Annotated in this window: 14 protein-coding genes; 7 read left to right on the forward strand and 7 right to left on the reverse strand. The window is 72.8% G+C overall.

Translation table 11 applies throughout. The features are described from left to right. Window positions 1–7: 7 nt before the first annotated feature. Window positions 8–961 (reverse strand): transglutaminase-like and tetratricopeptide repeat-containing protein, encoded by a 954-nt coding sequence (locus tag JW613_RS11485; RefSeq protein WP_209210716.1) that lies wholly within the window; start codon window positions 959–961, stop codon window positions 8–10. A 1-nt stretch (window position 962) separates the two neighbouring features. Further along, entirely contained in the window at window positions 963–1,961 is a 999-nt protein-coding gene (locus JW613_RS11490) for a GNAT family N-acetyltransferase (RefSeq protein ID WP_209210717.1), read from the reverse strand. Window positions 1,962–2,111: 150 nt separating this feature from the next. Between JW613_RS11490 and fdxA the strand changes: the two genes are divergently transcribed. Then, window positions 2,112–2,438, forward strand: coding sequence for a ferredoxin (fdxA, locus tag JW613_RS11495; protein WP_016469573.1), 327 nt, complete (start codon window positions 2,112–2,114; stop codon window positions 2,436–2,438). A gap of 159 nt (window positions 2,439–2,597) precedes the next feature. Continuing rightward, window positions 2,598–3,695, forward strand: a complete 1,098-nt coding sequence (gene dapC / locus JW613_RS11500; RefSeq protein WP_209210718.1) for a succinyldiaminopimelate transaminase — start codon at window positions 2,598–2,600, stop codon at window positions 3,693–3,695. Window positions 3,696–3,824: 129 nt separating this feature from the next. Here the strand turns inward: dapC and JW613_RS11505 are convergent, their stop codons facing one another. Beyond that, entirely contained in the window at window positions 3,825–4,232 is a 408-nt protein-coding gene (locus tag JW613_RS11505) for an ATP-binding protein (RefSeq protein WP_209210719.1), read from the reverse strand. Between the two features lie 308 nt (window positions 4,233–4,540). Continuing rightward, window positions 4,541–5,656, reverse strand: a complete 1,116-nt coding sequence (locus JW613_RS11510) for a VldE C-terminal domain-containing protein (protein WP_443742840.1) — start codon at window positions 5,654–5,656, stop codon at window positions 4,541–4,543. Window positions 5,657–5,775: 119 nt separating this feature from the next. Here JW613_RS11510 and dapE point away from each other — a divergent pair, with 119 nt between their 5' ends. Continuing rightward, window positions 5,776–6,855, forward strand: a complete 1,080-nt coding sequence (dapE, locus tag JW613_RS11515; protein ID WP_209210720.1) for a succinyl-diaminopimelate desuccinylase — start codon at window positions 5,776–5,778, stop codon at window positions 6,853–6,855. A gap of 203 nt (window positions 6,856–7,058) precedes the next feature. Next, on the forward strand, window positions 7,059–7,805 hold the full coding sequence (locus JW613_RS11520; protein ID WP_099883881.1) for an LOG family protein: 747 nt from the start codon (window positions 7,059–7,061) through the stop codon (window positions 7,803–7,805). A gap of 125 nt (window positions 7,806–7,930) precedes the next feature. Here the strand turns inward: JW613_RS11520 and folP are convergent, their stop codons facing one another. Continuing rightward, complete coding sequence (gene folP / locus JW613_RS11525; protein WP_209210721.1) at window positions 7,931–8,833, reverse strand: dihydropteroate synthase; 903 nt, start codon at window positions 8,831–8,833, stop codon at window positions 7,931–7,933. A gap of 148 nt (window positions 8,834–8,981) precedes the next feature. On the opposite strand from folP, the gene JW613_RS11530 reads away from it, so the two are divergent. Continuing rightward, entirely contained in the window at window positions 8,982–9,455 is a 474-nt protein-coding gene (locus JW613_RS11530) for a DivIVA domain-containing protein (RefSeq protein WP_209210722.1), read from the forward strand. Next, entirely contained in the window at window positions 9,452–10,105 is a 654-nt protein-coding gene (locus JW613_RS11535; protein ID WP_209210723.1) for a DNA-3-methyladenine glycosylase I, read from the forward strand. The genes JW613_RS11530 and JW613_RS11535 overlap by 4 nt, the downstream gene beginning before the upstream one ends. On the opposite strand, the gene chcB is transcribed toward JW613_RS11535, so the two are convergent. Further along, the gene (gene chcB, locus JW613_RS11540) at window positions 10,092–10,880 is read right to left on the reverse strand and encodes a 2-cyclohexenylcarbonyl CoA isomerase (RefSeq protein WP_209210724.1); all 789 of its coding nucleotides are present in this window, start codon (window positions 10,878–10,880) and stop codon (window positions 10,092–10,094) included. The two genes, JW613_RS11535 and chcB, sit on opposite strands and share 14 nt — an antisense overlap. Window positions 10,881–11,188: 308 nt before the next feature. Between chcB and JW613_RS11545 the strand changes: the two genes are divergently transcribed. Continuing rightward, window positions 11,189–11,356, forward strand: a complete 168-nt coding sequence (locus JW613_RS11545) for a DUF3117 domain-containing protein (RefSeq protein ID WP_016469583.1) — start codon at window positions 11,189–11,191, stop codon at window positions 11,354–11,356. A gap of 177 nt (window positions 11,357–11,533) precedes the next feature. On the opposite strand, the gene JW613_RS11550 is transcribed toward JW613_RS11545, so the two are convergent. After that, window positions 11,534–12,229 (reverse strand): O-methyltransferase, encoded by a 696-nt coding sequence (locus JW613_RS11550; protein ID WP_099883892.1) that lies wholly within the window; start codon window positions 12,227–12,229, stop codon window positions 11,534–11,536. Window positions 12,230–12,299: the final 70 nt, after the last annotated feature.

The raw sequence follows: 12,299 nt of genomic DNA on the forward strand, positions 1-12,299 counted from the left end.
CGCGGCGTCAGTTCAACCGGGCCCGAGCCGCCCGAGCCGCCCGGCGTACGTTCTCCGCCGCGTTGGGCTCCATCGTCGCGACGATATCCGCGTACTCCTCCATCTCCCGGGCGCCCCGGATGAATTCGCCCCGCTCCACCAGGAGCTGCGCCCGCTCGAAGCGGAGCCTGCCCGGGTGGTGCGGCAGCAGCAGGGACAGCTCGACCGCCCACAGACGCACACCGGACTGCTCGGGCCGCGGGCTGGCCCAGGCGCGGATGTTGTTGAGGATGCGCAGCACGGTCTCCAGCGGTCCGGCAGGCCGCAGTGAGGCAGCCGACAGCGGCGTCCCCCCGGTGGCACCGGCGACCATGACGGACAGCTCCTCCTCGTCGAGCTGCTTGCCTCCGGCGAACGGGTCGGCCAGTACATGGGAGGCGCCGGGGTCACCGAAACCCACCACGAAGTGTCCCGGCAGCGCCACCCCGTACACCGGGGCACCGGCGCGGCGGGCCACCTCCGTCCAGACCACCGACAGCAGGATCGGCAGGCCGCGCCGCCGCCGCAGCACCTCGGGCAGCAGCGAGGACTCCAGCCGCTGGTAGTCCGAGGAGGAGCCGCCGAACCCCTGCTCCTCGCCGAGCACCTGCTGCAGCGTGCGCGCCCACTGGGCGGGGGTACGGCCGCGCTCGAACGGCAACAGTCCGGCCAGCCGGTCGAGTTCCGCCTGCCCCTCGTCCACGATCCGGTCGAGGGCCGACTCGTCGTCCGCCGTGTGCTCCTGCTCGCCGGTCGTGTCCCCGGTCGCGTCCCCGGTCGCGTTCCTCTGGGTGCCGAGGGCCGCCTCCGCGCCGATCAGCAGGCACAGCAGCGCCAGATCGGGGCGCTCCTCGCGGGCTGCCTCGGCGAACCGCCGCCTGACCGCGCTCCGTGCCCCCTCGTCGCCGACACCCTCGCCGTCCACACCGTTTCCGCCGCCCATCTCAGTCCTGCGGGGCGCGGAGGTAGAAGTACGCGTGGTGGTCGGCGAACCCCAGCCGCTCGTAGAGGGCACGCGCTGCCGCGTTGTCCCGCTCCACCTGCAGATAGGCGGCCGAGGCGCCCTCGGCGAGCGCGGCGCGGGCCAGCTCGCCCGTCACCGCCTGCGCCAGCCCCTGCCGACGCCGCCGGGGGGCGACCTCTATCGCGGCGAACCCGGCCCAGCGGCCGTCCACCACGCACCGCCCGATCGCCACGGGGGAGCCGTCCTCGTCGAGCACGGTCGCGAACCACACCGAGGGCCCGCCCGCCAGCACCTTCCGCGCGGCGTCCGAGAGCCCGCCGTCGTCCGCCCTGTTGTAGAGGGAGACCCACTGCTCGTCCGGCGCGCGGTGCAACAGCACCCTTTCGTCCGGCTCCCTGTCGGCCAGCGGGGCCAGCGCGCCGACCTGTATCAACGCGTGGCGCTCGGCCGTCCAGCCGCGCTCGCGCAGCCGACCGGCGAGGATCGCGTCCTTCTCGGCGGCGATCTGCACCCGCGCGGGCAGCCCGCGCTCGCCGTACCAGGCGGTGACCCGCTCCAGGGCCGCCTGCAGCGGCAGCCCGGGATCGTCCAGGACGAGCACGGAGTTCGCCCGCGAGGTGAAACCGCCCGCGGCCCGCAGCGTCCACCCGCCCAGTTGCTCCGACTCGACCGGCGGCCAGCCCCTGGCGGCGACGGTGACGAGTTCCACCACATCGGCGGCGGGCAGCCCCCGGCGGCGCGCCGGAGTGCGGGGTACGACCTTTCCAGCGACCATCGATGCCTCCTCGATCTCGACCTGCTCACCATCGCGTCGGGTGATCCTGAGCACGCCCCCGGTCCACGATGTGAGAATGCCGAGCGTGTCCGTGAATCGTCCGCGCGGCTCTCCCGCCGCCGTCAACGACCGCACCGAGACACGTCTGCCCACGTCGGAAGGGGTGATGCGGACCTCCAAGCGTCCGCCCGTGGTGAATTCCACAGTTCTGATCGCCCCTCCTGTTCGTCTTGTCTCCGCGAACGGAGATACTAGGTGTGGGCATCGCCGCCGTCCGAAGCGAAAGAGCGCTCCCGCGCGCCCGCGGCGGAGCCGGGCACCGGCCCGCCAGCCCTAACGAGGAGGAACGACAGCGTGACTTACGTCATCGCGGAGCCTTGTGTCGACCTGAAGGACAAGGCTTGCATCGAGGAGTGCCCGGTCGACTGCATCTACGAGGGCCAGCGGTCCTTGTACATCCACCCGGACGAGTGCGTCGACTGCGGTGCCTGCGAGCCCGTCTGCCCGGTCGAGGCCATCTTCTACGAAGATGACACTCCCGAGGAGTGGAAGGACTACTACAAGGCCAATGTCGAGTTCTTCGACGACCTCGGCTCTCCCGGCGGTGCCAGCAAGCTCGGCCTGATCGAGAAGGACCACCCGCTCATCGCCGCGCTTCCGCCCCAGGAACACGACGAGTGACCCACGGGCGCACCCCGCGAGTGAGCCACTGGCACGACGAGTAGCTCCTCAGCAGTCCCGTACGGCGACGCCAGCGTCCTGTCGTACGGGACTGCGGCGTTCGGGGCCGTACCGGTCGGCTGTCCTCGAGAACCGGCTGTCTTTTGGAAAGCGAGCACCATGCCCTCCGTCTCCGACCGCCTCCCCACCTTCCCCTGGGACCGGCTAGAGCCGTACAAGACCACCGCCGCCGGGCACCCCGACGGCATCGTCGACCTGTCGGTCGGCACCCCCGTCGACCCGGTACCCGTGCTGGTCAGGCGCGCGCTGACCGAGGCGGCCGACAGCCCCGGCTACCCCACCGTGTGGGGGACCCAGGCGCTGCGGGACGCGCTCACCGGCTGGTGCGAGCGCCGACTGGGCGCGCAGGACGTCACCGACCGGAACGTGCTGCCCGTCGTCGGCTCCAAGGAGCTGGTGGCCTGGCTGCCCACCCAGCTCGGCCTGGGCCCGGGCGACCGGGTGGCCTTCCCCCGGCTCGCCTACCCCACCTACGAGGTCGGCGCCCGGCTCGCCGGGGCCGACCACATCGCCTACGACGACCCCCTGGAGCTGGACCCGGCCGGGCTCGCGCTGCTGTGGCTCAACTCCCCCTCCAACCCGACCGGCCAGGTGCTGCCCCCCGAGAAGCTGCGCGCCGTCATCGCCTGGGCGCGGGAGCACGGCGTGCTGGTCGTCAGCGACGAGTGCTACCTGGAGCTCGGCTGGGAGACGGAGCCGGTCTCCGTACTGCACCCGGAGGTGTGCGGCGGCTCCTACGCGGGCCTGGTGGCCGTCCACTCCCTCTCCAAGCGCTCCAACCTCGCCGGCTACCGCGCCGCGTTCATCGCGGGTGACAGCGACGTGCTCGGCGAACTGCTGCAGATCCGAAAGCACGGCGGGATGATGACGCCGGCCCCCGTACAGGCGGCGGCCGTCGCGGCGCTCGGCGACGACCACCACGTGGCCGAACAGCGGGAGCGCTACCGCGCCCGGCGTACCGCCTTGCGCGGAGCGCTGGAAGCCGCGGGCTTCCGGATCGAGCACAGCGAGGCGTCCCTGTATCTGTGGGCCACCCGGGACGAGTCCTGCTGGGACACCGTGGCCGACCTCGCCAAGCGCGGGGTCCTCGTCGCCCCGGGCGACTTCTACGGCCCGGCGGGGGCACGGCACGTACGGGTCGCGTTCACCGCCACGGACGAGCGCGTCGCCGCGGCCGCCCTTCGGCTGCGGGAGTAGCGGACATGCGAAGGGGCCGCCCGGACCGGTGAGGTCCGGGCGGCCCCTTCGTGGCCTCCGCGCAGTGGGACCGGCCGCACGGGCGGGACCGGCAACCACTGCGGGGAACGCCCCTCGACCGGGGACGCCTCAGCCGAGGGGGAGCCCCCCGAGGTTGGTGGTGGAGGGAAGGCGGGTGTCGGCGGCGGCCGAGGCGGCCTGCCCGAGCACGTCACCGGCCTCGCCGACGGCGTTGCCCGCCAGGTGCTGCGCGGCCGGGGCCACGGTCCTACCGGTCTTGCCCACGGTACGGCCGGCAGCCGGCACGGCCTGCTTGACGGCCTCGCCGCCGGTCTCACCGGCGAGCGTGGTGGTGTCGCGGGCCGTCTTGTCCAGCGTGTTGCCGACGCCCTCGCCGTCCAGGTTGCTGACCCCGCCCACGGGGCTCGCGGGCAGTTCCACGGCGCTCGCGGCTCCGGCGGCACCGACGACGGTGGCAGCGCCGGCTGCCGTCAGCAGCGCGGTGCGGGCGATCCGGCGCGTGAGGGGGTTGGACATGGTGCTCCTTTGACGGAGAGGGGTTCTTGGCGTGTCAGCCGGGGTCCCCCGGTCAGACGCAGTGCCTATCGGCCCAAGTGCCATGGAGGTTGCGGGGGACGCGGGTAAAGGATTGGCAATCCAGGTTTGCCGCGCGAGCCGTCAAACTGGGCATTCCTCGCAGGCGGTTGACCTGTACCGGAGGAGCCGAAAGGGCCGCTGCCAGGCACGATTCGCCGAACGGGTTCACTCCTCGCGGCGACCGCCGCGCGAGGGAAGAAACGTCCACCCTTGTGGACCGGCTTCGTCCTTGCGGGGGAAGGGCTGGACTAGTGACCGGTGACGAGCCGCAGCTCCACCGCACCGTCCCGGGTGCGGTCCCTCCCGCCGCTCTTCGCGTCGCCCGTACCGACCTTGCGCCAGCCGTCCTCGGAGCGCTCGGCGGTCCATAGGAAGCCGCCGTAGGAGATCCGCTCGATGTGCAGCCCGGCGGCGTTGGCGACCGCCCAGTGGGCCAGCTCCCAGCCCTGGCGCCGGCCGTGTGCGGGCACCGAGACGGTGGGCGCGCTCTCGGCCCGCGCGGCGGCGTGCGCTTCGGCCCGCGCGGTGGTGCGGGCGGCAGCGCGTGCGGTGGTACGCGCGGGAGCTTGCGCCGCGGGGCGGGTCGCGGTGTGTGCCGCGCTGCCGCGCGCCGCCGGGGCGGTCAGTGTGCCGGTGCCATCGGCCAGCACGTCCCGGCCGAACTCCCGCACCAGCCGCTCGCGTACGTCCTTCGGGTTCCCCGGCTCGGCCGTGCCCTGGCCGCCCGTCGTGCAGGTGAGTGCGGCAGGCCGGCGGCCGGTGAGCGCACCCGTCAGCAGGGTGGCGTTCATCTCGTGCTTGGCGTACGCCTGCGGATATCCGCTGCGCTGCACCCGCTGGGCGGCGACGGTCAGCGGCAGCCGGGAGTAGCCCGGGACCTTCACCAGGTGGTCGTAGAACCGGTCCGCCGAGTAGACCGGGTCCTGGATCTGCTCCAGAGTGCCCCAGCCCTGCGAGGGGCGCTGCTGGAAGAGACCGACCGAGTCGCGGTCCCCGTGGCCGATGTTGCGCAGCTGCGACTCCTGCATGGCCGTGGCCAGGGCTATCGTCACCGCCCGCTCGGGCAGCCCGCGCTGGGAGGCGACCGCGGCGATGGTCGCGGCGTTGGCGGCCTGCACGGGGGTGAGTTCGTAGGTCTGCGCGGGGTCGGAGGAGGCGGCGGAGCCGCCCGGGGTGCCGGACGCGCCGGAGGTGTCGGAGCCGGTGTCCTTGTCGCCCGTGGCGCGCACGGTGCACATCGCGCCGTCCTGCCCCGACAGTCCGCGTACCGCGATGTACGCGGTGACCGCGAGCAGCACGGCGCAGGCCACGGCGATCCTGAAGAGCCTGCCGCGGCCCCCGGGTCGGGACATGCCCGCGGGCATGCGTGGCGGGCGGGCCGATCGTGAGTGGGGCACGCGCTCCAAGGTAGCCGCTGGGGGCGACAGCGCCTGCGGCACGGGGCACGCCGCGCCCCGCGCTGCTGCCGCCGTAGGGTGTGGGCATGCCTCACAGCGCACTCGACCTGCAGCAGGACGCCGCCCGGCTCACCGCGCGGCTGGTGGACTTCCCTTCCGAGAGCGGGAACGAGAAGGCGCTCGCCGACGCCGTCCAGGAGGCACTTTCCCGACTGCCCCACCTGAGCGTCGACCGGTACGGCAACAACGTCGTGGCCCGCACGGACCTCGGCCGGGCCGAACGCGTCATCCTCGCGGGTCATATCGACACGGTGCCGATCGCCGAGAACGTGCCCTCCCGGCTGGACGAGGACGGGCTGCTGTGGGGCTGCGGCACCAGCGACATGAAGGCGGGCGTGGCGGTGCAGCTGCGGATCGCCGCGACGGTGCCCGAACCCAACCGCGATCTGACGTTCGTCTTCTACGACAACGAGGAGGTCGCGGCGCACCTCAACGGCCTCGGGCACGTGGCGGCGGCCCACCCCGACTGGCTGGCGGGCGATTTCGCCGTGCTGCTCGAACCGTCCCAGGGCCAGGTCGAGGGCGGCTGCCAGGGCACGCTGCGGGTGCGGCTGAGCATGCGCGGCATCCGGGCGCACTCGGCACGCGGCTGGATGGGCGCCAACGCGATCCACGCCGCCGGGCCGGTGCTGGAGCGGCTGGCCGGCTACCGGCCGCGGCGGCCGGTGATCGACGGGCTGGAGTACCGGGAGGGCCTCAACGCCGTCGGTATCGAGGGCGGGGTGGCGGGCAACGTCATCCCGGACCTGTGCACCGTCACGGTCAACTTCCGCTACGCACCCGACCGCAGCGAGCAGGAGGCGCTGGAGCATGTGCGCGAGGTGTTCGCCGGGTGCGACATCGAGGAGTTCGAGGTGGACGACAGCTCGCCCGGCGCGCTGCCCGGCCTCTCGCACCCGGCGGCCCGCGCCTTCCTCGCGGCGGTGGGAGGTGAGCCGCAGCCCAAGTACGGCTGGACCGACGTCTCCCGCTTCAGCGCGCTGGGGGTACCCGCCGTCAACTACGGTCCGGGGGATCCCAACCTCGCCCACAAGCGGGACGAGCGGGTGGAGACCGCGCTCATCACCCGGTGCGAGGAGCGGCTGCGCAGCTGGCTGACCGCCTGACCCGGACGCCGGGCGGCCGCTGCTCGGCCGGCGCCCGGCCTGCTGCTCGGCCACCGGTCCGCCGCCGTTCGGCCACCGGTCCGCCGCCCGGTCATCTGCCGGTAAGCGAACCGACGGCTGCCGGACGTGCGAATACCCGGCGGTCCCCTTCGCCGTCCGCATACCCTGAGGCGGAAAGATCGCAGGCGGAAGGAGTGTCGTAAATGACCGACGGACCCGGCAAGGAGCCGAAGGAACAACGGCTGGGCCCTGTCGTGCGCCGCCGCGACCAGGTGCAGCCGGGGACCACGGACCAGCGGCTGCTGGACACCGCGGGCCCCTCAGACTTCATCCACCAGGACCCCTGGCGGGTGATGCGCATCCAGTCCGAGTTCGTCGAGGGCTTCGGAGCCCTGGCCGAACTCGGGCCGGCCATCAGCGTCTTCGGATCGGCCCGCACCCCCGTGGACGCGCCCGAGTACGACAAGGGCGTCCGTATCGGCCGGGCACTGGCCGAGGCGGGCTTCGCCGTCATCACCGGTGGCGGCCCCGGGGCGATGGAGGCGGCCAACAAGGGCGCGCTGGAGGCGGACGGCACCTCGGTGGGGCTCGGTATCGAGCTCCCCTTCGAGCAGGGCATGAACAAGTACGTCGACATCGGGATCAACTTCCGGTACTTCTTCGTCCGCAAGACGATGTTCGTGAAGTACGCCAGCGGTTTCGTCGTCCTGCCCGGCGGGCTGGGCACGCTGGACGAGCTGTTCGAGGCGCTGACCCTGGTGCAGACCCAGAAGGTCACCCGCTTCCCGATCGTGCTGTACGGCACGGAGTACTGGAAGGGCCTCATCGACTGGGTGCGCGGCTCCGTCGTCGAGGGCGGCAAGGCCTCCGAACGGGACCTGGAGCTCTTCCACGTCACCGACGACGTCGACGAGGCCGTCGCACTGGTGACCAAGGAGGTCGGCGGCTAGGGCCTGCCGGGCGTGCCCGAAGGCTGGGGGCACCCCCACAGCCACAACAGGCGTGCAGTCCGCCTCGGACAGGCAGGGGGCACCCTGGCACCGGAACAACGCAGAAGGCAGGCTGCCCGAGAGGGCTAGGCGAGCCCGCGGCGGGCCACCGCAGGTGCACGGTGGCCCGCGATGGAGGCCACCATGTCGAGCACCTGCTTGGTCTCCGCCACCTCGTGCACCCGGTAGACCCGCGCACCGAGCCAGGCGGAGACGGCGGTGGTCGCCAGGGTGCCGATCAGCCGCTCCTTGACGGGGCGGTCCAGCGTTTCGCCCACGAAGTCCTTGTTGGACAGCGAGACCAGCACCGGCCAGCCCGTCTCCGTGAGCCGGGTCAACTCCCGCGTCGCCTCCAGCGAGTGCCGGGTGGACTTGCCGAAGTCGTGTCCGGGGTCGATGAGGATGCCGTCCCGGCGCACCCCGAGCTCCACCGCCCGCTCGGCCAGCCCGAGCGTCACCCGAAGGATGTCGTCGACCACTCCGCTGGGGCCCCGCGCGCCCTGCGCCCCGGCATCCGCCGCCGGCTCGTACGCCACCCGGTGCGGGCGGGTACGGGGCTCGGCGCCGCCCGCGTGGGTGCACACCAGCCCGGCTCCGTACCGTGCGGCGACCTCGGCCAGTCGGGGGTCGATTCCGCCCCAGGCGTCGTTGAGCAGGTCGGCGCCCGCCTCGCAGACGGCCTCGCCCACCTCGTGCCGCCAGGTGTCGACGCTGATCACCACGTCCGGCCAGCGCCGCCGCACCTCGGCGACGAATCCGACCGTGCGCCGCGCCTCCTCCTCGGCCGTCACCTCGTCGCCCGGGCCGGCCTTCACTCCGCCTATGTCGATGACGGCGGCGCCTTCGGCGACCGCCTGCTCGACCCGGTCGAGCGCGGGTTCGTCGCGGAAGGTGGCGCCGCGGTCGTAGAAGGAGTCCGGCGTCCGGTTCACGATCGCCATGATCACCGGTTCCCGCTCACCGAACTCGCGCGTGCCCAGGCGCAGCATCAGCCATCCTCTTCCTCTCGACGGTGCCCGCCTGCTGCCCGCACCCGCGTGGCCCGTGCACCGATCCCCGCCGCCGACCATAGCTGTCACCGGGCCGTGGCACGATCAGGGTCGGCCCACATCCGGCAACCACTCGGGGAGTCGATCCGTGTTCGTGTTCCTGCTGCTCTCGCTTGTCGTGGTCGTCGCCGCGGTGACGCTCGCCATCGTCGGGAGCGGTGACCGGCCCGGCAGCGGGACCCGCGGCGCGACGGGCGGGCTCACCGACGCGCCTCCCGATCTGCTGGACGAGCCGCTGCCGCCCGAGCGCCCCGTCACCCACGCGGATGTCGCCGGGCTGCGGCTGGCCGTCGGGGTGCGCGGATACCGCATGGAGCAGGTCGACGACGTCCTCGACCGGCTCGGCGCCGAAATCGCCGAGCGGGACGCACGGATCGCCGAACTGGAGTCGGCACTGGCCGGTGCCCAGGCCGTCGCGATGGGCCGCGCGGAGCCGGGTCACCCCGGGGAGGGCCGCCCGGCCGAGCCGGGGCTGCCGCAGACCGGACAGCGGACCGGGCAGCGGACCGAAGAAAGCGACGCGGGCCCGTTCGCGGAAGGGCCGGAGGGGGACGCGAGATGACCACCGAACCGGAGACGACGAGGGTTTCCGCCCAGATCGAGGGCGGGGCACGGCCGGGGCCGGACGGCCGGCTGCGCTGCCCCTGGGGCACCACGCCGGAGGACTACGCGGCCTACCACGACACCGAGTGGGGCCGGCCGGTGCACGGCGACGACGCGCTCTTCGAGCGGCTGTGCCTGGAGGGTTTCCAGTCCGGCCTGTCCTGGCTGACGATCCTGCGCAAGCGCGAGGCGTTCCGTGCCGCCTTCGCCGACTTCCACATCCCCGCTGTCGCGCGGTTCACCGAGGAGGACGAGCGACGGCTGCTGGCCGACAGCGGCATCGTGCGCAACCGCGCCAAGATCGGCGCCGCGCTCGCCAACGCCCGGGTGGCCGCGGAGTGGGCACCGGGGGAGCTGGACCGCCTCGTGTGGTCGTACGCCCCCGACCCGGCCTCTCGCCGGGCTCACCGTACGACGGCGGAGGTGCCCGGCAGTACGCCCGAGTCCACGGCGCTGGCCAAACAGCTGAAAAAGCGCGGGTTCCGCTTCGTCGGCCCCACGACCGCGTACGCGCTGATGCAGGCGTGCGGTCTGGTCGACGACCACCTGGCGGACTGCTGGTGCAGTCCGCAGCAGCCCGCCGGGGGTGCGCCGGTCAGCGGCCGGTGAAGCGGGGCCGCTCCTTTTTCACGAACGCCTCCACCGCGATGCGGTGGTCCGCGGAACCGCCGACCCGCACCTGGAGTTCCGCCTCCTTGTCGAGCGTCTCGGCCAGGGAGTGGGAAGAGCCGTAGGCCAGGGACTCCTTGAGCGCGGCATAGGCGGCGGTCGGCCCCTCGGCGAGCGTGCGGGCGACGGCCTCGGCCTCGGCGGCGAGCTCGGCGGCGGGCACCACCCGGTTGACCAGCCCCAGCTCCAGCGCCTCGTCCGCCTTGACGCTGCGCGGGAACAGCAGCAGCTCCGCGGCCCGACTCGGGCCCACCAGCCGCGGCAGGGTCCAGGAGACGCCCGAGTCGGCGGAGAGCGCCACTCCGGCGAAGGAGGTGTTGAACGCAGCGGTGTCCGCCATCACCCGGTGGTCGCAGGCGAAGGCGAAGCCCGCCCCGGCTCCGGCGGCCACCCCGTTCACCCCCGCCACCACGGGCTTGGGCATTCCGGCGAGTGCCAGCGTGATCGGGTTGTAGTGCTCCTCGACCGTGTTCAGGGCGCTTCCGCCGACCCGCTCCAGGGATCCGGTGTGCTCCTTGAGGTCCTGGCCCACGCAGAAGGCCCGGCCGCTGCCGGTGAGCAGCACGGCACGGACCGCGTCGTCGTCGGCGGCCCGCCGGAGGGTGTCCCGCAGGGCGACCTTGGTCTCGTTGTCGAGGGCGTTCATCGCGTCGGGGCGGTTGAGGGTGACCGTCGCGAGGCCCTCGTTCACTTCGTAGCGCACGGTGTCGGACATGTGCTCAGCATGGCGTAGATCATCGGGCCCGCACAGGGCACGCACCCGCTTGTGGGGGCCGCCGGATGTGACCTGCGTCTAACGGCCGGGAACCGCCGGTGGAGCGGAAGCGGGGGAGCATCCGGGGCTGATCACCGCATTGGGTGGTTTTATGAGTGGTCGAGGAAGAAGAGATGTGGACCGATGTTGGTCATCGGGTCCTGCGATGCGGGATAATGGGCGGGAAGCAATGTGTTCGATGCCGGTGAAACTGTGCCCGCTTACGGGACCCCCGGCGCGATCGGCTGGTTTCAGGAAGGGGAACGAGCATGGCGGCCATGAAGCCGCGGACGGGCGACGGCCCGCTCGAGGTGACCAAAGAGGGGCGGGGCATCGTCATGCGCGTTCCGCTCGAAGGCGGTGGGCGACTCGTCGTCGAGCTGACACCGGATGAGGCGACGGCGCTTGGCGAGGAACTGAAGAAGGTCTGCGGCTGATCCCTTTCGCAGACCGCCGCCCCGGGGTGCACGCGCAGCGCGTGCACCCCGGGGCGGCGTAGTGTCCCGGTGCGCCGGGCCGCGACCGCCTCTCTCCCGTCGTCCCCACGGACGTCGCTGTCCCTACTGCCCTCACCGTCTGCGCCCGGCAGCCGACAGCCCCGCGTCATACGTCGTTCACTCACCGCGTTTGACCGCGCACAGCAGCCCGTCGCCGACCGGGAGCAGCGAGGGCACCAGTACCGTGCTCTCCCGCACCGTGCGCAACAGCTCGCCCATCCGCAGCACTTCGGGGGGCTGCGCCGCCGCCTCGCCCGCACGGCCCTCGGCGAACACCCCGGCGAAGCAGATCAGTCCGCCGTCGCGCAGCAGCCGCAGCGATTCGCCGAGATAGTCCAGACACTCCGTCCGGTCGCCGTCGCAGAAGACCAGGTCGTACCCGCCGTCCGCGAGCCGGGGCAGTACGTCCAGCGCCCGGCCGGGGATGAACCGCACCCTGTTGCCCCCGGTGCCGATGAATCCGGCGGCGCGGAAGGCCTCACGTGCGAACTGCTGCCGCTCCGGTTCGATGTCGACCGTCGTGAGCACCCCGTCGGGCCGCATGCCGTGCAGCAGGTGCAGCCCGGAGACGCCGGTGCCGGTGCCGATCTCCGCGACCGCCTTGGCTCCGGCGGCCGCCGCCAGCAGCCGCAGCGCCGCTCCGGTGGCAGGGGAGACCGTGCGCAGCCCAGCGTCCTGGGCCCGGTCGCGGGCCCAGCGCAGTGCTTCGCTCTCGGCGTTCTCGACCAGCTCGGCGCCGTATGCGTCGGCGAACCCCCAGCTCGTCTGCCGGTTGCCGGTAATGGCCCTCTCCTGTCCCCGTCCTCCACGCAATCGTGACTGTATCCGTTGGCCCGGGAACCTGCTGATGGGACTGGGCGTTGAGGAGGCAGGACCGCGGAAG

It is taken from the genome of Streptomyces smyrnaeus, assembly GCF_017676345.1.
GTDB lineage: Bacteria > Actinomycetota > Actinomycetes > Streptomycetales > Streptomycetaceae > Streptomyces > Streptomyces smyrnaeus.